The 23,497-nt window shown below is 57.5% G+C and carries 18 protein-coding genes; 13 read left to right on the forward strand and 5 right to left on the reverse strand.

The genetic code is table 11. From position 1 onward, the window contains the following. Positions 1–274: 274 nt before the first annotated feature. On the reverse strand, positions 275–1,501 hold the full coding sequence (locus tag IB272_RS01905; RefSeq protein WP_192444192.1) for a hypothetical protein: 1,227 nt from the start codon (positions 1,499–1,501) through the stop codon (positions 275–277). 357 nt (positions 1,502–1,858) lie between these two features. Between IB272_RS01905 and IB272_RS01910 the strand changes: the two genes are divergently transcribed. The 8 genes from IB272_RS01910 to IB272_RS35540 all read left to right on the forward strand — a co-directional run bounded on the left by IB272_RS01910 (position 1,859) and on the right by IB272_RS35540 (position 10,808). Next, a complete protein-coding gene (locus IB272_RS01910) occupies positions 1,859–2,794 on the forward strand; it encodes an HNH endonuclease (RefSeq protein WP_192444193.1) in 936 nt (311 codons plus the stop codon). A 281-nt stretch (positions 2,795–3,075) separates the two neighbouring features. Next, entirely contained in the window at positions 3,076–4,242 is a 1,167-nt protein-coding gene (dcm, locus tag IB272_RS01915) for a DNA (cytosine-5-)-methyltransferase (RefSeq protein WP_192444194.1), read from the forward strand. Between the two features lie 232 nt (positions 4,243–4,474). Next, the gene (locus tag IB272_RS01920) at positions 4,475–5,206 is read left to right on the forward strand and encodes a GIY-YIG nuclease family protein (protein ID WP_192444195.1); all 732 of its coding nucleotides are present in this window, start codon (positions 4,475–4,477) and stop codon (positions 5,204–5,206) included. 19 nt (positions 5,207–5,225) lie between these two features. Beyond that, positions 5,226–5,609: a very short patch repair endonuclease gene (locus IB272_RS01925; RefSeq protein ID WP_348646775.1), complete on the forward strand. Its 384-nt coding sequence runs from the start codon at positions 5,226–5,228 to the stop codon at positions 5,607–5,609. A 220-nt stretch (positions 5,610–5,829) separates the two neighbouring features. Next, complete coding sequence (locus IB272_RS01930) at positions 5,830–6,699, forward strand: hypothetical protein (RefSeq protein WP_192444197.1); 870 nt, start codon at positions 5,830–5,832, stop codon at positions 6,697–6,699. Then, the gene (locus IB272_RS01935; RefSeq protein WP_192444198.1) at positions 6,696–8,009 is read left to right on the forward strand and encodes a ParB/RepB/Spo0J family partition protein; all 1,314 of its coding nucleotides are present in this window, start codon (positions 6,696–6,698) and stop codon (positions 8,007–8,009) included. The genes IB272_RS01930 and IB272_RS01935 overlap by 4 nt, the downstream gene beginning before the upstream one ends. Further along, positions 8,009–9,913, forward strand: a complete 1,905-nt coding sequence (locus IB272_RS01940) for a DEAD/DEAH box helicase (protein ID WP_192444199.1) — start codon at positions 8,009–8,011, stop codon at positions 9,911–9,913. Before IB272_RS01935 ends, IB272_RS01940 begins: the two co-directional genes overlap by 1 nt. Positions 9,914–9,971: 58 nt before the next feature. Beyond that, positions 9,972–10,808, forward strand: coding sequence for a DUF3883 domain-containing protein (locus IB272_RS35540; protein ID WP_192444200.1), 837 nt, complete (start codon positions 9,972–9,974; stop codon positions 10,806–10,808). 175 nt (positions 10,809–10,983) lie between these two features. Here the strand turns inward: IB272_RS35540 and IB272_RS01950 are convergent, their stop codons facing one another. Continuing rightward, on the reverse strand, positions 10,984–12,408 hold the full coding sequence (locus IB272_RS01950) for an HD domain-containing protein (protein WP_192444201.1): 1,425 nt from the start codon (positions 12,406–12,408) through the stop codon (positions 10,984–10,986). A gap of 10 nt (positions 12,409–12,418) precedes the next feature. After that, positions 12,419–13,855 (reverse strand): radical SAM protein, encoded by a 1,437-nt coding sequence (locus tag IB272_RS01955; protein WP_192444202.1) that lies wholly within the window; start codon positions 13,853–13,855, stop codon positions 12,419–12,421. A gap of 46 nt (positions 13,856–13,901) precedes the next feature. Here IB272_RS01955 and tmk point away from each other — a divergent pair, with 46 nt between their 5' ends. The 5 genes from tmk (at position 13,902) to IB272_RS01980 (ending at position 20,200) form a co-directional block, all read left to right on the forward strand. Continuing rightward, a complete protein-coding gene (gene tmk, locus IB272_RS01960) occupies positions 13,902–14,558 on the forward strand; it encodes a dTMP kinase (protein WP_192444203.1) in 657 nt (218 codons plus the stop codon). Beyond that, complete coding sequence (locus tag IB272_RS01965) at positions 14,555–15,340, forward strand: hypothetical protein (protein ID WP_192444204.1); 786 nt, start codon at positions 14,555–14,557, stop codon at positions 15,338–15,340. Before tmk ends, IB272_RS01965 begins: the two co-directional genes overlap by 4 nt. Positions 15,341–15,494: 154 nt before the next feature. After that, on the forward strand, positions 15,495–16,055 hold the full coding sequence (locus IB272_RS01970; RefSeq protein ID WP_192444205.1) for a hypothetical protein: 561 nt from the start codon (positions 15,495–15,497) through the stop codon (positions 16,053–16,055). A gap of 556 nt (positions 16,056–16,611) precedes the next feature. Continuing rightward, entirely contained in the window at positions 16,612–18,396 is a 1,785-nt protein-coding gene (locus IB272_RS01975; RefSeq protein WP_192444206.1) for an AAA family ATPase, read from the forward strand. Beyond that, positions 18,383–20,200, forward strand: a complete 1,818-nt coding sequence (locus IB272_RS01980) for an ATP-dependent helicase (protein WP_192444207.1) — start codon at positions 18,383–18,385, stop codon at positions 20,198–20,200. Before IB272_RS01975 ends, IB272_RS01980 begins: the two co-directional genes overlap by 14 nt. Positions 20,201–20,687: 487 nt before the next feature. Here the strand turns inward: IB272_RS01980 and IB272_RS01985 are convergent, their stop codons facing one another. Beyond that, entirely contained in the window at positions 20,688–20,876 is a 189-nt protein-coding gene (locus IB272_RS01985; protein WP_192444230.1) for a hypothetical protein, read from the reverse strand. 646 nt (positions 20,877–21,522) lie between these two features. Continuing rightward, positions 21,523–23,493 carry an ABC transporter substrate-binding protein gene (locus tag IB272_RS01990; RefSeq protein WP_192444208.1) on the reverse strand — a complete coding sequence of 657 codons (1,971 nt, stop codon included), beginning with the start codon at positions 23,491–23,493 and terminating at the stop codon, positions 21,523–21,525. Positions 23,494–23,497 lie beyond the last annotated feature (4 nt).

Here is a 23,497-nt window from a genome sequence, read left to right on the forward strand (position 1 = left end):
AACAGCCCCAACCTGGCAGGACCGGGAGCCGGGCTCAAGGACCCGCGAACAAAAAAGAGAACGAAGCCGGTACAAGGTTAACGCCGGGCTCACGGGCACGATGACGCTTCGGACCTGACCTCCGGCGGACTGGCAGTCTGCTCCCCTCATCATCGGAACATTGTCGTCCAACCGCGGATCGAAGCCGAGCATGAGCAAGGGCCGACAAGCGGCCCTCTGGATATTTTTTAGGGGAAGGCCGAATTTCCGGCCATCCAGTCTTCGACCAAGCGCATTAAGCGGTGGCGGCCGGCGATGTTGTCGATGGCGTCGCAATGCCCGACGCGGACTTGATCCGGCCGACGATCTCCGGACGCTTCAGGTGCTTTCCGGATTTGGAAAGAGCTTCAGCGATGGAGGGAACGTCATCCTGCAGTGTGAGCTTAGGCTTGGGCACCTCGGTCGTGGCAGTGGCTCCAAAAGCCGCAGCAATAGCCCCCATCCTTTCTTCGACTGAGGGGGCACCCGTCGCCACCGCATCAGGATTGCCGCTGACATCAGCAGGAACTGGCCCGTCCGCATCAACCTCGGCCGGAACGTTCACGCTCAGCACCTCACTGGTTTCCACACCTGGCCAAGCCGGGGCACTTGATTTGGAGGTGGCCCATTCCAGGATCGGCACGACTTCCGCTTCCAACCAGGTCCGCAGTTTTTCTTTTTCTGGCCAGTTTTCGTTGCTGCCCATCTTATAGAGCATATCGCCGACTTCCGACCATCGTGTCTTCGGTGGAAGGGGGCTGTTCCAAACCACACTCGTGCAGTGAGGATTCGGCATCACGAACTGAGCAAGGCTCTCAAGCTCTCGCCGAGCAAGGCGCGCCGTCAGGTGTGTTTTGTCCGCGAGCGACTTTTTGACGATGTTCTTCTTCGGCAACGCCTCGTCGATATGCGCGCGGATCTCTTCGAGATGTCCGATGAACGACTTGAGGCCTTCCCGGACCTTGATCGCGATGATCGCCTTCAGCCCGTCAAGGCCGCCGACGTCATACGGATCGATCTGCGGCCGTGCCTCTGCCTCGTTTTTCGAGTCGGCCATAATCGCCGCAACGTCCTGCACCCTAAGCTTCCCGTTCTGGGCGGCGAAGCCAATAGCCTGCTCGATCTGATCGGGCTCCGCAGCACTCAGCTTTCCAAGAACCGTCGGGCCGACGGCCAATTCCACCAGTATGTCCTTGTAGTGAGCCAGGTTGCGAAACACCGCGCGTTGGGTCCGGACATGACGCGCGGTATAGCCACAGCGTTCCACAGCCCACTTTTCCAAGGTTCCTTCCGGGAGCAGCTCCGCTGCGCGTTCAAGGTGTTCGCCGAGCTTGAAGGCCTCTTCAGTCGAACGACGCGAAATGTTGATCAAGAACATGGCCGTCTCTTCGAGCTGGCTCTTGATGTCTTCTGCGACCGCGTTGGCTTCGTAGAACGTGCGGGCGGCGGATGGGAGAGCGAATGCGTTGGTATTCTTGGTCATGGGTAACTCCATGTAAGAGGAATGATCGTAAAAGCATATCCGCTTCCACCCCTCAATTATCACAGAATATCATGACACTTGAAAGCAATCTAAAGTTTTGCAATAAATTGTTTCCAAGTATAATAATGAATTATACGCAATTAGTTACTTTGAATTACTTTAAATCTCCTCACATCAGCATCAATAAAAATATTTTCACTTCCGCGAACGCAAGCAACAATTACAATTAATACGTGCGCGCTTTCCGCTAAAGTAGGGGCTGCAACAGCGGGAGCATCCGGGTCTTTTCAAGTCAGCCTGCCGCCTGGTACCAAGGTCCCGGCAACCTAATTTCCAGAGTGAGAGCAAGTCCATCCCATGGCGAAGGCCATACTTACCACCAAGGTCGATCCGACCTACGACGATCTCCCGGAACAGCGGTATCATTTTCCGCGCACCTATCTGCGTCAGGTCGAGGCGGCGCGCGGGGACTGGATCGTCTATTATGAACCGAGGCGTCCGAGCGGCGACCTGATGAAGACCGGCGGCAAGCAGGCATATTTCGCGACGGCACGAATTGCCGACATCATCGAAGATCCATCGAAGCCCGATCACTTCTACGCGCTGATCGAGGACTTTCTGCCCTTCGATCATGCCGTCCCGTTCAAGGAGGCGGACCGTTACTACGAGAGCGGCCTGCGCAAGGAGGACGGCTCGACGAACAAAGGCGCGTTCGGCCGCGCTGTCCGGAACATCCCCGACGCCGAGTATGACCTGATCCTCGGCGCCGGCTTCGCGCATGTCCTCGGGAAGCGTGACCGCGAACGGTCTGCGCCGGATCCGGCCGAGGACGCGCGCATCGGATTTGGCGACAACCCGCAGATGCCCTACGAAGCCGACAGCATCGAGCGCCGTATCGTCACCCAGGTGCTTCAACGCCCCTTCCGGGACCGTGCTTTCTCCGCAGCCATAAAGACGGCCTACCACGACACCTGCGCCGTCACCGGCCTCAAGCTCATCAACGGCGGCGGACGATCGGAAGTTCAGGCAGCGCACATTCGCCCCGTGGCGAACGGTGGCCCGGACAGCGTGCGAAATGGCATCGCACTCTCCGGTACAGTGCACTGGATGTTCGACCGTGGGCTAATCTCGGTTGATGATGACTACAGTTTGTTGATCGCAGGTGGCGGCGTACCCGACACCATCACCCGGCTCATCAATCCTGATCGACGTCTGCTTGTGCCGTCACGGGCTGACGAGCGGCCGCACCCGCAGTTCCTCCGATATCATCGCAAACAAGTGTTCAAGGGTTAGTAATCGGAAATAATCTCCGCCATCCGCGGCACACCCCCCTGCTGGCCGTCCGGCTCGTGCCTCACCATGCAAGCGGCTTCGCGTTTATGGTCAGCATTGCGACGGCAGAAAGGCATTCGATCCGGCACCTCAGCCTACGCCGATTTACGCCCCTGGGGACTTTCTTCGTGATGCGCCCAAGAGCTCTAGGAATCTGCACAAAAGATGTTAGAAGGAGAACGAACCGTAAACGACCCTTAAAGTATGCTGATTCGGAAGCATCCGGGTTTCACGAGGGCCAAATGACCGACGGCAGCAAAACGACATTTTACGAGTTCTTCGCTGGTGGAGGAATGGCTCGAGCCGGCCTCGGTTCTGACTGGCAATGTGTCTTCTCCAACGACTTTGACTTCAAAAAGGGTGCTGCGTATCAGTCTAACTGGGACAAAGACAAGCAGACCGTGCTGAAGGTTGGTGACATCCGGAAGGTCGAGACGAGCGAATTGCCTGGCATCGCCGATCTCGCTTGGGCGTCGTTTCCCTGCCAGGACCTGTCCCTCGCCGGCGGCGGTGCAGGTCTCCGCGGCGAGCGCTCGGGCACGTTCTATCCTTTCTGGGACATCGTGAAGTCGCTCATTACTGAGGGCCGTGCACCTCGGGTCGTTGCGCTAGAAAATGTTACAGGCACACTGACGTCTCATGGCGGCAAGGACTTCGAAGCGATCTGTCAGACCTTTGCAGAGAATGGCTACCGCTACGGTGCGCTTGTAATCGATGCCGCGCTGTTCGTGCCACATTCGCGACCGCGCCTTTTCGTCGTCGGCGTGCGTGAGGAAATCGATGTCGACGATGCCATTGTTGCCCCGGGTCCGATCGAACCGTTCCATACACGTGGGCTGCAGGCTGCATATGAGCGGGTGAATGACGCCGCGAAGGCAAAGTGGCTTTGGTGGAACATGCCCACGCCACCGCACCGGAACACCGTGTTCGCTGACTTGATCGAGGAAGAGCCGGACAGCGTCCAGTGGCATTCTGCGGTCGAAACAACGAAGCTGCTCGGCCAAATGTCTCCGATCAACCTAGCGAAGGTGGAGGCCGCTAAGCGCGCCGGCCGTCGCATGGTCGGCGCCGTCTACAAACGCACTCGTGTAGAGGATGGCGTGAAATATCAACGCGCCGAAGTCCGGTTCGATGATCTCGCCGGTTGCTTGCGTACGCCTTCCGGCGGATCTAGCCGCCAGGTGATCGTGGTTGTTGATGGCAATCGCATACGATCGCGCTTGATTTCGTCGCGGGAGACAGCCCGGCTTATGGGCTTGCCCGAGGGATATGTCCTGCCCAAGAACTATAACGAGGCCTACCACCTTACAGGCGACGGTGTCGCAGTCCCAGTTGTACGGCACCTCGCCCAATATGTGATCGAGCCGCTGCTACGCGAGCTCAAAACGAAAGATGCCGCGGCGGCATGAGCGCTATTCCCTGCGAACAAAACAGCGACCTTCGGGAGCAGATCGAAAAGTTTGCAGAGGCACTTAAGAGCCCACTAGCTTGGTAAGCGCGGACTGGATGAGAAAGAGCTTTATAACTCCGGCCTGTTCCGCGGCGCGACCGAGCGCATCCGTGGACTGCCGCAAGACGACGGTCACCCGTGCCTGCACAGTACAGGTCGAATCGGAGATGACGCCAATCCGGAGGCGCTGAATGGCGGAAGAAAACAAACCGGACGGGACCAACATCCCACCATTCGAAACCGAAGACCTCCGCTCTAACTTAGCCAGGTTCCTCGACAGTACCATCGATGATCCCGTTGCGGGCACCAAACGACCCGTCGGTAACTTTCGATGGGGTGTCTACATCTTCTACGACTACGACGGCGAGCCGATCTACGTGGGGCAGACGAACGAGCGTTTGCGCTCGCGCATTCGTCGTCACTTGACAAACCAGCGAACCGACGCAGTGGCAATGTCAGTACTTGACCCGTTCGAGGTCTTCGAGATCGAGGTTTATCCGTTGGCGCAGTTCGAGAACCTGCAACCCGGCCAACGTGAGTATGCCAAAGCCTGCCTTAACGCTCTGGAACATGCTGTCTACGCCAATGCGGTGGCTGGCAGCGAGTTCAAGGCGATTTTGAACGAGAAGGATCCACCCCCGCCCACAGTAGAAATAGAAATGCCGCAACCATTCCGTATGCGGGTCGTGTCGGACAAAGTGGCCGAGATTCGCAGTCATCCCGATTTTCGAATTGCTCGACGGTCGTTGATCATCTCCCGCCTGGCCCAGGTCATTTCAGAACGCAAGGTCCAGGGTGGCTTGAGGCGAGTGCTTCTCACGCAGGCCAAACGGCTGCAGTGGCTCGCCGAGCGCAGGTATCAAGCACTGGGCGGCGCGGCGTCGGTGGAGACAGAGAATAGTGATGAAATCGACAACGACTGACCCCCATCGCAGTGCGGTTATGCGAGCAGTTAAGTCGAAAGACACAACAACCGAAATGATCGTGCGCCGGTTAATACACAGTCTGGGTTTCCGCTATCGGTTGCATCGGAAGGAGCTTCCCGGCACACCGGATCTTGTATTCCCAGGCCGGCGGAAAGTGGTGTTCGTTCATGGATGCTTTTGGCATGGGCATGATTGCTCCCGTGGGGCCCGGAAGCCGAAGTCCAACGCGGATTATTGGCACGCTAAGATTGCACGCAATATCGAGCGCGACGAAAGAAACAGCGAAGCGCTGCGAAAAGCCGAATGGGACGTGATGACGGTTTGGGAGTGCGATACGAAGGTCTCTGCCCGAGAAGACCTTTCGGCGAGGCTGAGGGCGTTTCTTGGCTCGGCAGAATAGGGCCTGGGACAACGACGGATACAGAACCCAGAGCTGCAGACGTCGCCATGGGCAGCCGGTTGAAGGCTCGTCACGTCGTTTACGCTGAATCTCATCACGTGGCTGGTATGATTATACCGCGCGGTTTCGGATCCCGTATACTAATCAACATCTTGCCTAACACAACACTTGCCGTCATCCTCTTGACTTGGGGAATCAATCATCAATCAGGAGTTAATACGTGGCGGGCGAAACGGCGGCACCGTGCCGACATCCGGGTGCACCTCCGGAAGAAGTCATCAATCTGGTCGTGAACGCGGTGAAAGCGATGGCTGCCGATCATGCGTTTCTCCAGCGGCAGGGGTTGAGCTCCGCCGACTTTGAACTTGCATTGCCTGCTGCCATCCAGAGAATCCGCGGCAGTGCCGCTGCCAGTAACTCCGCACGTCGTGAATTTCTGGTCGGGCTGCTACAATGGTTCGCCGATACAGGATCCATCTCCAGCTTCGATATACCTGAATATGGCGACGACACGGTCTACAGGCTTGAGGTGCCAGGCATCGGAAGCGTCGCGATTGTTCAAAAGGGATGCCCAGATGGGGCTCATAGTAGTGTGAACTGGTCTACACCTGATTGGGCTGTAGAGTCATATCTTTGGTGGCTGTGCGACAGCTTGCAGTATGAACCCGGGGAGCATGTCGCTAAAGGTGTCAACCGACTCCGAAATCGCTTTTTTTCATCGACCTATCAAGATGCCGTTGACGGAGTGATCTTTCACAACGCAACTTGTGGAACACCCCTCCGTCCATGCCCAAAGGCATCGCTTGCTGTCGAAGTCGACGGCAAGAGAATTCCTCCACCGTGCTTATGGGTAATGCCGGAGCGGGTCGATTATGAAGTGGGGGCCGAGCGTTCCGAGTGGAATTGGCAGGGTGGCCGCCGACTCCGTTTCCCTAGTGTCCTATATTCGGCTTTCGGCATCGACCCAACCTTGCTGCAGTCTTACGAAGGGTATGTCGGTTTCTCGCGCGGTGACCGCGGTACAAGAACCACTATAGCGTCGCGGTTTGGACCAGGACGCTCGACCGTATTTAGGAGTGAACCACGTTGAACCCTGTATTGGATCAAGAACGGGCCGATTTTCTTGCAGCGCGCGTTGCGACTGCACCGAAGCAGTTGCTCCCTCAGTGGATAAGACCTGAAAAGGAGCTTCCAGTTGTAAACGTGCCGACAGATTGGGTTCGGTTTTCAACGCTGAATCACCGAACGCGTGCCGAACAGATGAGGGAAATCGAAACTAAAGGCGTCCTCGACCTGTTCTCATCGGACCCCCTTGGAACTACTGCTCAGAACGCACAGTTCACTATCCTCGCCGGTCAAGAGGGGTTCGACGACCTAAAGAACGATCTACGCGCGCGGGGCCAACAGGAGCCGGCCGTCGTTACGGCGGAAGGTGTCCTTATTAATGGAAACAGGCGTACTGCTGGACTGAGATCACTATGGTTAGACGAGACTTTGCCAACGGCACGGTACGTGAGGGCCTATGTGTTACCGTCGGACGCCACTGCGGATGAGCTAATCGATCTCGAGACCGAGTTGCAAGTCGCGAAGGACTTTCGGGAAGACTATTCTTGGGTCAACGAAGCGTTGTTGATCGAGGAAATCTTCATCGCATCTAAAAAGGATTGGGATCGCGTCGCCCAACGAATGCGCCTAAAGCCAGAGAAGGTTCGGGCACAGTATGAGAAGCTGCAGCAACTTCATCAGCTTGTCGCCCTTTCAAACGGAACACGCCATCACGCAGATTTCGTTGGGAACGAATCCGCCTTCGAAGAACTAACCAAACATATCAAGGACAAAGCTTCGGATGAGGCAGCGTCCGTTCGCAGCGTATACTTCATTGGCACGCTCGCTGGTGTAAACTACCGCGACTTAAGACACCTCCGGCGAAAGGACGCGGCCGCGTTCGTCAAGGGCGAATTCATCTCGGATCCAACCCTCGCCCAATTATTGACAGTCGCCGTAAGCGAGCCAGCCGATTCTGCCGACGATTTCCTGGACGACGTGCTTGGCGGCAACCCTGCACAGCCCGAAGACTTAACTGCAGTTCTATCGTTCCTAGCCCAGCGCACGCCTGACGAAATCGTTACTTTGCCCGATGGCGCGACCGTTCCGGTCGAGAATCTGTTGAATTCTGTCAAGAGCGCTGTTACCGCGGCCGCCAAAGAGGCGAGTGAAGAAGCAAAGGATGTGCAAGCGGTTATTGCACCGATCCTCCGGCTATCGGAAGCTTTAGATGAGATTACTCGCGCAGGAACGTCTCTTCCGAAAGCCCGCGCTCAGAGTGGATGGGACGAGGACAGATTCAAGAAGCTGATTGAAGATGTGAAGATTGCCGCCGGCAAGCTCGAGTCGATGTAATGATCAAAGCAGAGCTTTACCGGCAAGGTCGTCCGACAGTGATCGTCGAGCGTGCAGCAGACACGAACTCTGGTGCGTGGGCGCGCCTTCAGGAGGCACTTGCTAGAGGTATCGAGTCAGGTTCACAAAACCACACTGTGGTTCATGCCGATGTATTTCTCGCCGAGCTCAACGTTCTGCGGGAGCTGAAGGCGGTTTTTGGCGAGCGCTTTGAGCCGGGGCCGACACTATCGGACAGGCTTCGATCTATGGCTTCGGATCGGAAAAGTCGTGAAGCGGTTGTCGATGCTGGAGAACCCGACTACACTTCCTTAGATTCATTGGCGAAGCAACTTGGGGCATCGGGCTTCAAGAGAGCTTTGAAGGAATTCCAGCTAAGAAATCTGCATCGACTTATGAGCCTGCCTCACGGGGCGGACTTCTCGGTACCGGGTGCAGGTAAGACGACTGTCGCACTCGCAGGCTTCGCCCTTCATCGCGCCCGCGGTGCAATCCGCCGCCTGGCGGTCATCGGCCCAATCGCAGCGTTTGGAGCCTGGAAAGAGGAACTTGTCGCCTGTTTCGAGGTCCCGCCAAAATTCGTAATCCATACCGGCCCTGGCACAATCATCCCGCAGGACACTACCGTCCTCTTGTCGAACTACAACCGAACCGCGAGCGATTACGAAACAGTCCGTGCATTTGTTGCCGCGGATGCGACCCAAGTCATTCTCGATGAAGCTCATCGGGTCAAACGAGGGGCGGCAGGCGTTCACGGACGCGCAGTCCTAGACCTCGCGTATGCTGCTCAGCGTCGCGACGTTCTTACGGGCACCCCTGCACCTCAAGGAGCCAATGACCTCGTCGCATTGGTGAGCTTCCTTTACCCAGGGCAAGATCGGCAGATTCTCCCCGACGCTGCGTATTTCGAAAGGCTTGGTCGTGACGAGCAAGTGCTCATCGACACCAATAAGGCGGTACGTCGATATTTCGTCCGAACGCCCAAAACAGCGCTCGAGCTGCCTGAGACGAAATTCGAAGTTGTGCGGGAGCCAATGAGGCCAATCCAGTCTGCGATCTATCAGGCACTGGTGGGCGAATACAGATCGTCCTTCGCTTTACCGGATCGTGGCAGGCATGAGATGCAACGACTTGGGCGCATCGTCATGTACCTGCTTGAGGCCGCCACAAACCCAATGCTGTTGACCGCGGGCTCTGATGATGGAGACGATCCCGCTTTTCTGCATCCGCCTATCAAATTACATGGTGGGGAACCGCTGGCAGACCTACTGGCGCGCTACGGGAGTTTCGAACTTCCGTGGAAGTATGAGCGAGTTGAAGAAATAATCAAAAATGCAGCGCTTCGAGGGGAAAAGGTTCTCGTTTGGTCGAGCTTTGTTCGGAATATTAAGGCGCTGGCCCGCAGAGTTGATAGCTACCAACCTGCGCTAGTTCACGGAGGCGTTCCGTCAGACGATATGGCCACAGACGACGAAGTCTCTCGAGAGAAAGAATTCGATCGCTTTCGGCATGATCCAAATTGCACCGTGCTGTTCGCTAATCCAGCGGCTTGCGGCGAAGGCGTCAGCTTGCATCACTGGTGCCATCACGCCGTGTACCTCGATCGAACCTTTAATGCCGGCCACTTTCTTCAGAGCCAGGACCGTATCCATCGACTTGGTTTGGCGAGTGATGTGATAACCCGCTTCACTCTTCTGATCAGCGCCGGTTCCATAGACGACACTGTGGATGGGCGTCTCGTTGATAAGGTTGAAGCGCTTGCTCGCCTGATGGACGATCCAGGCTTGGTTCGGATCGCCCTCCCTGCATCAGACGAGGGATCGGGTGGAACTCCGGCGTTTCAAGATGACCTTTCAGCAGTTAACGCACACCTAGTAGCGAGCAGCGATGCCCGACCTTCCTAGCAGAGGAAGATGTCACGCGACTTTCCTGCTCGCTTATAGCGCGCGGGTGCGGCATTGCGTGGACGCCGAGGCGTGGATCACCGCTGCTTTGGACAAGCCCACCCATATGGCTGCGTCACTAGATCTGAACGGCACCGCAGAGCTCTTGCTCGATGTGGGACTGGCAAAGGTCGAAGGTGGCGTACAGATCATGCACGAGCTATCTAAGCTCGACCAGGCTGCTGATCTTTCGACGTTGAAGGGCATTGCTCGTCTTCTTATTGTCCGTCGACCACCAGACTGGCTTCGCAGCTCCGTAGTCGAAGGTCAGCTAGCTACCGAATTCATCCCTGCACAAGACCTCGAAGCGCTGTCCTGGCTCGGACCAGATTTGGACCCGATCATTGTTGCAGCCCACCAACAGCTATACGGGCGCCAAGATGACGACCTTCTCAAACGTATCGGTGATGCGGGTGAGCTGATGGTCATAGCGGCCCTCCACGCGTTGAACCGTCAGCCTCGGCATGTCTCCCTCGTGTCTGATCGCTTCGGTTACGACATCGAGCTGAACTCCCAGCAGTATCGGTTTGGTCTGGAAATCAAGACTGTCGTTCCTTCCACTGCTGATCGCGTACTGTTATCACGACATGAGTTCGATGTTGCTGCGCGTATGGCGGACCGTTGGAAGATCGTGCAGATTACGATTTCCTCTATTGCCGTGGTACGTGGCGTCGTTTGCGCTGCTGACGTCATAAGCATACGCGAGCTTTCCAGCTCTGCATTGGTGCAAATGGCACCACCTGACACCTCAACATTTCAATGGAGCGAGAGCGCCGAGTTCCACCCCCTGGACTCCATGTGGTTACCGAGCGACCTACAGGTGCCCTCGAACTTCACCTTTTCCCTTCGGGCTTGAATGCGAGGGGAACGGTTTCTGCGCGTTTATCGACATGGCCCTCGCCCAATTGGTGGCCAAGGGGGAGAGGTTTCGCTCTTGTTCCTACAACAGCGCTTCTTCAATCGGAAAGCACAGGCGGACCCGATGCGGTCGATGATCTCGCGTGCAGCCGGAAGCCACTTAGGTGGAGTGACTATCCCCTCAACTCTTCTGCCAGCCCACGTCGGATGCTTGACTGTATCTCCGACGCCAGTCGCTCGCCCAATCCTTCGTCCGCGTCGTCGAAGTATATCCGATGTATGCTGAAGGACGCCGCGCTGGCGACGATTGGAGATATGGAGGCGATATCAACGATATCGCCGCCGACTTCGACGTTGATCTGCTGCGGATGCCCACCTTCGGTGTGCAGCGGTTTGTAGATAGGTCGCGGGTACTTGTCGTAGTAGCAGGCCTCGGTCCACAGTCCACTCTTCTTGTGTAGGTCTTCCGACACTTTCTCGCATATATCGTGCAGCACGCCCACGCGCTGGGCTGCGTCGAGGTTTGCTAGGGTGCCGTCTTGGGCGGCGACCTCGTCCGCGAGTTTCCAGACGTCGAGCATCGGATAGAACTTGCGTGAAGTGATGCGGTTAGCAAGTGTGCGGATCGGCCCACTCCCCGCCTCTTGGAATAGGTGTAACGAGCCCCAGAAAAGGGTATCGTCGAGGAGGAGCGCGTTGTCGAGATCGTCGGGCTGTCGGAAGAACCGGACCAAAGGATGGTTTGATGGCAGGCCGGCGGCCTTTTCGTCGCCGTCGGCGATGCGCTCAAACACCCGGCTCATCAGCAGGGAGAACATGTATTCGAGACCCCGCGTGCGCTTATGTAGATACAAGGTCGGATAGAGTTGGAACAGGGTCACCGTGAACTGTTCCAACGAGATATAGGCCTTGCTGTTGACGTAAAGGAAGCGGCCGTTCGCACCGGAGCCGACATGGAAGTTGCGGATCAACCAGTCGAGGTCGATCCCGCCGGAGGAGACGCCAGCGAAATAAGGGTCGCGTTTGGCGTAATCCAGGCGGTCAGCATCTAACTGACTCGAGACGAGCGAGGTGTAGACGCAAGTTTTGTCCGATTTCTCTATCATGCCTGCCACCATAGCTGGGAACTCGGCACCACCCATCTCTACCAAGGTCCGGGCGATAGACGAGCCGGTTACGATCTTAGGGCTAACCTTTTCATGGTTCACCGCGGCTTGCAGCGCGCTGTTCTCAGGCTGTGGATTGCGATCCACGAACAACTCCATCGCTTTTTCGAAGGCGTGGCTGAACATTCCATGGCCAATGTCGTGCAGTAGGGCGGCGGCTAGACAAGCTCGACCCTTCAGGCTCCAGCCGCCGTTCCGCACGTCAGGTTCCACTACAGACAGCATGCGCTTGGCCACAGAGTAAACGCCTAGTGAGTGCGCGAATCGGGAGTGAGTGGCCGAGGGAAAGACATAGTCGGAAAAACCCAGTTGCTTCACCCGGCGCAGGCGCTGGAAGAACGGGTCGGCGAGCATGGACTTAAGTTGAAGCTCTGCCTCTCCCTCAAACTCGATCGACCCGTGAATCGGGTCCTTAATCATCTTAACGTTCATAAACTTCGCCTCATTTTAAATTCGCCTCATCGAAAGTCTGGTCATGATCAACCCTGGCCGCGTCGCGCCTGCGGACAGTAAACGGGAGCTTCGCCGGGTCGGACGCGGCCACGTCGCGCTCGAAGTCAGCGCGACGATAATCCCGGGGATAATATGAAAAGCTCTTGAGCTCGAAGTAAGCGTCTTCGTCCATGAATCTGCGAGAGAGCTGGAGGCTCGCAACTTCCGCCGCTTCGGCGGGAAAGGCGGTGCTTAGGTGCATGGTCGTTATCCCGGTAGATGCCGCGCTGGTCGTGTCGACCGGCCGCGCGCCAAGACGACGCCAGTCATCGAGTAGCAAGTCAGCCGTCTTGGGTGGGCCGTAGGCAATGACCGGACCGACCGACACCCCAGCGATGGCGTTGGCATGGGCATCAAGCCAAGCGGTCGTTTCAGCCAAGGTTTCCTCAGTTTCTCCCGCGTAAAGCAGCACGTTGACTTTAGCCATCACGCCGTGGTCCCGGCATGTCTCCAACAACTCGGAAGCCCGACGAAGATAACGGTCAGGGTTGTCGGCTTTTCTCATCGCCAGGATCTGGCGGGGCGATGCAGTCTCGAGGCCCAAATCGATCACGCGCAAGCCCGCTTCCGCTAGCGAGACGAGCGTCTGCGTGGTAATGGCGTCGACCCTCGTCTCGGTCCGCCAAGCCATGTTAAGTCCGATCCTCGCCGTTTCGACTGCAAATGCAGAGGCCCACCGAGCGGTTGGCAAGAACATCGAGGACTGCAGATAGGGTCGGATTTCCTCCCCGTTGTATTGTTCACCGACCAACGCCATCGATGCCGCCAATGTGGCGGCGTCACCTAGCTTCTCGACCTTGATATCCCGTTCCTCGCAGAAAGCGCAGCCCATGCCGCAGCCGCGCGATGCCTCGACACTCGGTTGGTATCGTCGATAACCGTCTACAAGGAGATGGTTGAGGGTGAAACCCGGAGCCGGCTCCGCGACCCGCTTCAGCACGGGGCTCTCGGTCAAGAGTCGCTCGATGACACCCTCGCTGAGGCCGGGGGCCAAGACGTCGGCTTGGGGTAGCAGCCCCCGAAGCCACTCCGGATCCGGTCCGACCACCCACCGCCCACCGACAACGAGCCGGCATTCAGGATCCGCGGCTTTTGCCAGCTTGCAGAACGCTTGCGCCCATGGCAGCGCATAGAAGCTGGGGATCGAGATCATAAGCGGATAGATCGACGGGAAACGGCCGCTATCGCGTATTTGACAAAAGAGGTCCTCAGGGTCGCGATGCTCGCCGTGGAAGAGAGCGACGTCGTGACCGGCCAGTTGCAACTTGGTCGCCAAAGACAGCGCGCCGTAGTTCAGATATAGCTGTTGGCGCGCCAGCACGTGGTCCCGCTTTTTGGGCGAGAGCATGCCGGCCGAGACGAAAGTGACGACGCTGGATCTAATCATTCGGACCGCTTCGGGAGACTTTGGCTGCACTATATAGGGGGAAGCATTGCCGTTTGTAACTATCGAGGGTATCGACGGAAGCGGAAAATCGTTACAGGCAGAGTACTTGACCGCATCACTCCGCTCGATGAACTTGCAAGTCGTCAAAACCAAGGAACCCGATGGCGGTTGGATCGGCGCGGGCGTGCGTAGCATCCTGATCGCGCCAAGGCCGAACCGGCTGTCTCCGCTCGAGGAGATGCTGCTAGTTTCGGCGGCGCGGGTGGACCACGTAAGGAGTGTGATCCGACCGGCGCTGAAGGCCGGCGGCTGGGTCGTTAGCGATCGGTTTCTGGACTCAACCTATGCGTTTCAGGTCCATGGCACCGGCGTTTCAGAGCGGCTGTTCTCTCTAGTCACCGAAGCCGCCGTCGGCGAGACGATGCCCGATCTGACTTTCGTGCTCGATATCGATCCGGCCGTCGCAATGGAGCGGCGGGCCGCCCGGGGCGACGCAATCGATCAGGATCCCTCCGAAGCCACTAGGGATTTCGTTCGGATCCGGGAAGCCTTGTTAGCCGCCGCAGAACGTGATCCGGGACGTTGTCATGTGATTGAGGCAGGTCGCGGTCCCGAAGAGGTGTCCGAAGCGATTTTTTCGGTCGTCTCGCGGTCCGGCCTGCTCGACGTGGAACGGGGATCGAGTTTGGGAGCGGACAGGTGAGCGAGGAGTATGGCGTAGCAGAGTTTTTGGCGGAGACGGAGACTATCCATCTCGCTTCTCTTAGGGCAAGAGCCGGGATGGCCAAACGGTTAGGGCGGGCCTACGGGCGAGCCGCTCCCGGTTCCGCTGGGCAACTGTTCGCCAATTTCGGCCGAACGGTCAACAACCGTGTCATCGATCTCTTTGACGACGCGGTCCTGCTTGTGGATGCGGATCGCGCGGCATCGGCGTGCATTCTGGCGCGATGCTTAATGGAAACCCATGCGGTCGGCATGTACGCGCTCAATGAAGTCACCAAGGCGGCAGAGGGGGATGACTTTGATCGGATTGGCAAGAAGGTGTTGGCATTCGTCAACAGCTCCCGCATCAAGGTGGATGAGCAGAAGTCCCTGAAAGGCGGCGAGTACTCGCTGAACGACTATTATTTCACCGATGAGGCCAGAGAAAGAATGTTGGCCGAAGCCGCACAAGGAGTCCATGTTCTGAACGCCATGCGTTATATGTTCGAGGTCGAGATCAACCTCACAGGTCATCAAGAAAGCGGTAACGAATTGACCTATAGGGGGCTGTCCGAGTGGGTGCATCCGTCTCAAACGAGTCTGCTGCATCACTACGTTGAGGATGCCCAAGGCGTGGAGACGTCGATTGGAAAGGTCTGCATGAAGGACTCCCGGCGCCGTCTATGCGTCTCGGCGCTGGCGTTAATCCAGAACACACCTTCGGTATGCTCCGCGATCGAGGAGGTAAGCGATATCCTTCACCGGCGTCAAACCGGTAGGTAACCCAGTTATCACCGACCCCCATACTACCGTGTCGACCGAGACCGACCTCAGTAGCATTCCGCACATTGTCCGCTTTCGAGCTGTGCTGCGGGCGTCTCACGGGCGCAATGGAGCCGTTAGGATTTTACCATCATAGCCAGGAAATGAGTTCCCCATGTCCTACTCCACATTGGTAACGCTCGCCGAGTTGCACTTCGAGTTCGGGCTCATTGGTATTATTGAATTTAGGGAGCGCTGCGATGTCGCTGCATGGGTGTTTGACCTACCAGGATTCATAACCGATCCACGCATTGAGGAAGACGAAAATCACGAGCCTGTGGCCGATCACGGCGATCCAGAACCCCCGCTGGCTTCGAAGCTGTCGGAAAGTGGCGATCAGAGCGATGCGTCGCCGCCCGGCGTCGTTCATTTCACCTATCTCGGTTGGGTTTTTACTAAGGCCGATCCCGATCCATATCCCTCGACACCCCACGGACACTGGCAGCACCAAAACCGCACGTGGCCGAAGATGGACCCGTATAATGGGAGAGTCTTCAATAGGAAACAAAGTGAGGCAATTGAAAAACGACTTAGCAAAACCGAGCTTAGGACCCTGTGGTCTGATGAAGGTTTCAAAGACTTTTGTCGTGGCCACCTCGTTTGGTACATGGAGATGTTTCCGCACCACCGTTTCCGCGTCTCGAAAGAACGTCTCTTCCGCTGGCCGCGCGTTTGAGCTCACCACCAATGCGGCCGTCGAGCGGATTCAATCCATACCAGTGGGGCTACTCGCTAGAAAGCTTATTAGCCTAGAAATGAAGTCCGCTTTGGGCGGAAAACGGAAATAATTGCCGCTCGCCGTCCTGTTGACTGATGCCCAAAGCCAGGGCACAAAGGTGGCATCCACGGTCGCTCGCGATGGCGAGAACAGAGGGAATTTCAAGGCTTTTCAACAAGCCTTTGAAGTCCGTGAGAATCCCACCCCCCAGGTAGGTCTATTGGGGACCTTTTCTTCCTTTTCAGTAATTGCCATTCCCCACCAGAAAAATCGGCGTTTTTAAGGTGCTTGGCTTTAATTTCCTGGCAATTGGAATTTGACGTTCCCCAGATCAGAACTTTCAAACGCGACGGCTGGGGACCCTGCCCGAGTGCCACGAGCAAACTGTGGCGAACGACCACTCTGGGGCCGAAAGGAGACAGTTCGCATCGACTGACAACACAGGCATAGCGGACACCCGCCTTGGAATGTTAAATCTACAGTTGATGTGATTCATTGAAGTCGGGGGACGGGTTTGCGCATCTCACGGGTAAGAATAAGCAATTTCGCAAATTTCTCGGACATTGACGTCGAGACCGGCGAGAGCATCGTCATTGTCGGCGAAAACAAGGTTGGCAAGAGCAATTTCATTCGCGCCCTGCAGTTGATCCTGGATCCGGGCCTGTCGGAACGTGATCGCCAGCTCGGGCTTGAACATTTCTGGGATGGGATGGGCGAGGACAAGCTCGGCGAGACAATCGAAATCTCTGTCGATCTGACCGATTTTACCGACGATCCGCGATTGATGGCGCATCTCAACGACTGCGTGATCGATCCGGGTCCGCCTATGGTCGCGCGTCTGACGTACCGCTTTCAGCCGAAGGCAAATCTCGGCCGCGTGCCTGAGAGCCTGGCCGACTACGAGTACATCATTTTCGGCGGCGACGATCCTGATATGTCGATCGGTTCGACCTTCCGCCGGATGCTGCCGCTCGACGTCCAGGTCGCACTGCGCGACGCCGAGAAGGACCTGTCGAGTTGGCGGAACTCGCCATTGAGGCCTCTCATCGAGGAACTGGCGACCTCGCTCGACGAAGACGCGCGGGACGAGATCCAGCAGCAAGTCAACGAGGCGCACGCCGAGCTTGCTGGTCATGCCGAGGTGGTCGCAACCGCGCAGCGCATCAGCGAACGGCTGATCGCTATTGCGGGCGAGCAGCACGCCGTTCCGCTCACGCTTGGACTTGCGCCAACCCGCGTCGATGCGTTGCTGCGCAGCCTGCGGCTGCTGATCGATAATGGCGCGCGCGGCATTAGCGACGCCAGCCTCGGCACCGCCAATCTGATCTTCCTGGCGTTGAAGAGCCTTGAGCTCGATCGTCTGGTCACGGATGGCGAGCGCGACCATACGTTCTTCGTGGTCGAAGAGCCCGAAGCGCACCTTCACCCGCATGTACAGCGGCTCGTCTACCGGTACTTCCTCGGCGGGGCTGGGGACGGAGAGGAAGACACCCCGCCGCTCACAACCATCCTCACGACGCACTCGCCGCATATCGCGAGCGTGACCCCTATCCGCTCGATCGTCCTGCTCCGGCACGACGCCGGCGAGGAGGCGACGACCGCGGTGTCCACGGCCGCGGCACCCCTGACGGCACGTGATGAGGCGGACCTGCAGCGTTACATCGATGTCAGCCGCGGTGAGATCTTCTTCGCGCGAGGCGTGATCCTCGTCGAGGGCGATGCCGAGCGGTTTCTTATCCCTGCATTCGCCGAGGCCTTGGACATCCCGCTCGATATGCTCGGCATCACCGTCTGCTCTGTGAGCGGCACAAACTTCACGCCCTACGTGAAGTTGTTGGGACCGCAGGGACTGAATATCCCGCACGTCATTCTGACGGACCGGGATCCAAATGGCGTAAACCCGCCGCTAGTCCGCCGGCGGCTGATCAATGTGCTGCGGCTGGTCGAGAATGGCGTGAACTACGCGCCGTTGGACGTCGACGCTGTGATCGCGCGCGCCGAACCGTTCGGCTACTTCGTCAACAGCAATACGCTTGAGCCGGAGCTCTTCACGGGCGGCCTTGCCGAAGCGATGCAGCAGGTCATCGAGGAGGAGCTATCGGTCAATCAGAACACCCAAGACCTGATCCAGGGCTGGGTTGACGATACCGACACCCTTGACGAGGAGCGCTTAATCAAGCTCATCGAGCGGATCGGCAAAGGGCGCTTCGCTCAGGCGCTGGCGCCACATGTCGATGAAGATACGTGCCCGGACTACATCCGGCAGGCGCTGGAGCACATTCGCGATGCCCTTGCGTAGTGTCAGCGCCGCATATCTTGCCCAAGCGGCTGATCTGGCCAGCAATCCTGGCCAGCAAGCAGCCTATGATTCGACGGGACATTGCGTCGTGCTCGCAGGACCCGGCAGCGGCAAGACCAAGACGCTGGTGCTCAAGCTTGCCCGGATCATGGCTGAAGACGTGCGCGCGCCGCGAGGTGCAGCATGCATCACCTATAGTCAGGAGTGCGCGCGCGAGCTGACGCGCCGTCTGGAGCGGCTGGGCTTGCGGGAGGCGCCGAACCTTTTCATCGGCACCGTCCATGGCTTCTGCCTGAGACATCTGCTGATGCCTTATGGTCGCCTTGCCGATCTCCCGGTGCCGTTTCCGCTTGCCGTGGCCACGCAGCGGCAGAGCGATCAGGCGATGCGGCGGATCGGCGACAGGCTCTTCGGCTCAGGTCATCCCAATAAGCCGATGGACCTCGGCCGCCATCGGCGGTCGATCCTCGATCGAACGTCGGAAGACTGGACGGCAGAGGAGGAGCTTGCGGAGTGGGCAGAGGGCTACGAAGCTGAGCTGCGGCGTATCGGTCTCGTCGATTTCGATGACCTTGTGATCTTCGGCCAACGGCTGGTGTCGGAGCACGATTGGGTGCTGCCGCTTCTGCAGGCGAAGTTTCCTGTACTGGCGGTCGATGAATATCAGGACTTGGGCGTGGCGCTGCACCGCATCGTCAAGCGCATGGCGTTCGACGGAGGGGTCCGGCTGTTCGCCGTCGGCGACCCGGATCAATCGATCTACGGTTTCACCGGCGCGGATGGGGCTCTTTTGCAGGAACTGGCCGAGCGAGACGATGTCGAGCGTGTACAGCTTCAGCTTAATTACCGTTCAGCCTCAAGCATTGTCAGCGCCTCGGAAATGGCCCTCGGCGAGGCTCGCGGCTACCAGTCGAACGACCCCGACCGCCAGGCTATTATCGCGATGGTAGAATGCGACGATGGCCTTGAGGGGCAGGCAGCACACGCCGTCGCCGAGATCATTCCAGCGGCGCTCGGGGCCAAACCCGGCCGTATGCTCGGCGACATCGCGATCCTCTATCGAGACTATCGCGCCGGCGACGTGGTCGCGGAAGCAGTCGCGGCTGCGGGCCTTGACTTTGTGAGGGTCGACACAGCGGCGCCTTATCGCAAGGTCGCGCTCACGAGCTGGATCGAGGATTGCGCGGCCTGGTGCGCAGGCGGGTGGCGGGAAGCGCGCCCCCAGCTTCGCGGCCTGCTGGATCGCTGGATCGGCTTTCATCGAGCTCGGATATCGGAGGCGGAAGCCAGCGCGGAGCTGCAAAGCCTTACCCGGCTTCTATGGTCGCTCAGACTAGAGGATGGGCTTGCCCGCGATTTCGTCGCGTCCTTGCGCGACGGAATGCTCGATGGGCTGATCGCGGCTGAGCCGAGTCTCGCGGATCAGGCTGAACAGGTCGAACGCATGTCGACGGCGCTCGCGGTTGGCGGGGCGCTCGCCGATCTCGACCTCGCAAGCCTTGGCGGTCGCGATGGCTCGCCGCTTCACCTCAACCTTCTGACCCTGCATTCCGCCAAGGGCTGCGAGTACGACGTGGTCATCATGGTGGGGCTCGATCTCGGCAGCTTGCCCTGGCGCAACGAACTTCCTGCGGCGCGGCGGGAGAGCCGCCGCCTGTTCTATGTGGGCCTGACGCGCGCCCGCGATGAAATTCACATGTTATATTCCGGTTATGTCGATACGGGCCGCGGGAGAATGCATTGGGGACGCTCACCCTTCCTGAACGAGCTTGAAGCGCGCATGGAGGAGGCCGAGGGCGACTAATTATGCTGCCATTCCGCGAAGCACAGACGGTCGAGGACCAGGCCGATCTTTTCTGCGACTTTCTCCCGGGGAGCGGAAACAACAAGACGGCCTTTCGGACTAACGTTATGAATTAACCGATTTCCGGGTTGCTCGGTGGCTCCGCATATTTCCGAGTTGAAAGGCGGCCAAGTCCATTTTGAGGCCGACAGTGGGCTGACCGTTTTGCAAGTAAGAGGCCGAAAACGCGGACAGGGTCTGTTGTAAGCATACGATGCGTTCGACGATCATTTTTGGGGCGTATAGCACTCTGACTAACGTTCATCCAATTCAAGTGAACTTGGCGGGCCATCATGTCTCAATTGACTGCTTCTGCACACCGCGTAGGTGAATTGTCATCAAACTCCGCCGGTCGAGAATAACTGGAGGATAGACTGGTTCAACAAACGCTGGCTTCTCGAGCCGATCGGCAACATCCCGCCCTCCGAAGCCGAGGAGCAGTATTACGTCATGCTGGACGAACCAGCCTCCTCATGAACTGAGACGCCGTCGCGGATGAACGCGACGGCGTGATGGATGGGACGGTGGCACCCAGGTAACCCGCTCCAAACGAAACAGAAAAGTCGTAGCTTACTGATGCCATGGTATTCAGGTAGGCGATGTAGTTCTTGGACTTCTTTTTAGTATTAGTTTTCATATTCATTCTCCTCTTTCCGTAGTTGCCTTCACGATGCACTTGAGCACGATTAGGTAGATTACAAAAATCAGAGCGGGTCCAAGCACCCCCAGGAGAGTTGAACTCCCCACCATCCCCGACGAGCCTGCGCCCGCCAACTATGATTACCCCACACTTACGGTGTTCTGCTTGCCCCGTCAATGCATCCAAGGCGGGCCCCAATCGCGGCGATGACCCGGTGCGGCACGGCTCCCACTCGGAATTCGATACAGTACGCGAGGCTCGATGCCGCCTCGCTGCGGCACCGAAACCGGAGGTCCGACAGCGGAAATTATTGCCGCTCGCCCTGATATTGACTGATGCCCAAAGCCAGGGCACAAAGGTGGCATCCACGGTCGCTCGCGGCAGGAAAAAATAAGGAAATCAAAGGCTATTTCTTTAAGTCTTTGAAATTATGTGAGAATCCAGGTCTCCCAGGAAAGTCATTGTTGACCAATTTTTCGATCCAAATTGGCAGCTATCCGCCACACGGAAAAGTGGCGTCTTCTCAATAAGTTGGGCGATCTCGGCCGCAGTTCCTTAGACCATCCGTCGTGTTCGAGGCGGCTAGGAAAATTGGCTGGGGACCGAATTGCTACAGCGGCAAGCACTCTTCTCCGCTGGGACGCTATGGGGCTTTCTTGAGCGCGTGGATCATCTGATGCGTGGCACCCCAATTGTGCATCGGTATACCGCCCTCCGGCTCATTTGCCGATGGCCAACCGGTCCAGTGCGTCGTATTAAACGGTATGATGCGAGGCGTCTGAACGAGCGGTATGAACGGGACTTCATCCACAATGTAGGCATACGCTTCCACGACCAGTTTTGGGATCGCTGGATCAGCGAGCTTCAGCGGTTCAATTTCATCAAGCTTCGCAGCGTAATCCTTGTTGGCCTGGCTGTCCCAACGCCCGGTATTGTTGAAGTTCGGGCTATGGGATCCGACAGCGGGAACCTTGTCCATTCGGTAGCGGGCCATCGAAGTGTAGGGTTCAGCAAGCGATCCGCATGAGAGCCATCCGTACGCCAAGTCGTAGTCGCCTGTCGGGATACTGCGGCCCCAAAATTCGCCGTTGGGAAGCGGTTCCAACCTTGCGTCAAGGCCCTGTTCCTTGAGCTGAGCGACAAGATCGGCTGTCGCCTTCTGATCTTTCGCGATGTCCTGGTTAACTGTTATAACGGCCGTCAGAACATTGTTGTCCTTGTCGCGGTATATTCCATCGGGACCCTGCTTGTATCCGACGCTGGGGTCTTCAAGAAGCGCCTTGGCTTTGGTTGTATCAGGTTTCGCCGGGAAGATCTTGCCGGCGTCTTCGATCGCCTTGATGAAGGGCTCCATCGAGCCATATTCGACAAACATCGTCCTTGAGGGCACGGTTGTCTTTTCGTAGCCGATTGCTGCCAACCGCTCGCGGTCAATCATGTAGGTCAGCGCTTGGCGTGCCTTCACATTGTTCCAGGGGGCGACCTTGGTATTTACTTCAAGCTGGCGCGTGCAGGGCTCATTCCAAGCGATATCCTCATTGACCGCTGGTTCCGCGGCAGGGAGCAGTTGGGCCGTTCCCGCACCGGACGCAGTCGGCGACAACGTGGACCAACCTCTAACCGAACCCTTTGATTGAATTTTTGCATCATCGAAATTCGGCTTGGTATATTCCCGAGCCGCATCAAGCTCACCCGCGATGAGCAGCTTCTTACTCTCTACCTCGCTAGCTACATATTGCCAGATCAGTTGCTTGGGGCCCGGATTGTCGGCTTTGAAGCCAGACTTCTTCCCCCACCAGCCATCGTTTCTATTCCATATGACCTGCTGCTTACTCGTGTCGTAGGAACCAAGGATATATGGGCCGGTCCCGATCGGCTTGTCCCACAAAAATTCCGATATGGGTGTGCTGTATTCCCACCGTCCATTCTTTTCCACCCATCGAGGCCATTTGTGTTCCGGCATGATCAGAAAACTGCCGAACATGCCGCCACCAAAATTCTTCAGCGCGAAGCGCGGATCGGGCTCCACAAGCTTGAAGATAACGGTCAGGTCGTCGATCTTTTCGACGCCATTGATGACAATATTGTCTGTACCCCCCTTGTTGCCTTCATCGATGGTGTTTGGCTTTAGCGCGCGCCGCATCTCGGCCGCCTCATAGGCAGCGAGCTTTTCTTCGCGCAACACCATACTCACAGTGTAGACGACGTCATCAGAGGTGAACGTTTCACCGTCCGACCACTTGACGTTTTTCCGCAACTTCAGCGTCCACTCGTCCATCGTTGCGTTAGGCTCGATGCTTTCGGCTAGCCAACCCTTTAGCTCGCCGGCGGTATAGTCGAGGATAAACAGAGGCTCCCACATGGCCTGGTGCCCGCCGGTTTCTCGGCGGGAAGCGGGGAATACCGGATCGTCGGGATTGGGCTTCTTGGGCAGTTGATACCAATTGAAGTTTGGCGCAGCTTCCAGGATATTAGAGGCTTCAAAGATCGCTGCATCATGCGCGACGAGATTCTGAGACGCCGAAACGTCGACGAAAGTAACTAGAAGAAAAAAAGCTAATACTACCTTCCCAAGCTTCTTGCCTGTCGATTTCCCTACGGCACGCTCTCCCATTTGA

The organism is Ensifer sp. ENS08, from assembly GCF_014852195.1.
Classification (GTDB): Bacteria; Pseudomonadota; Alphaproteobacteria; order Rhizobiales; family Rhizobiaceae; genus Ensifer; species Ensifer adhaerens.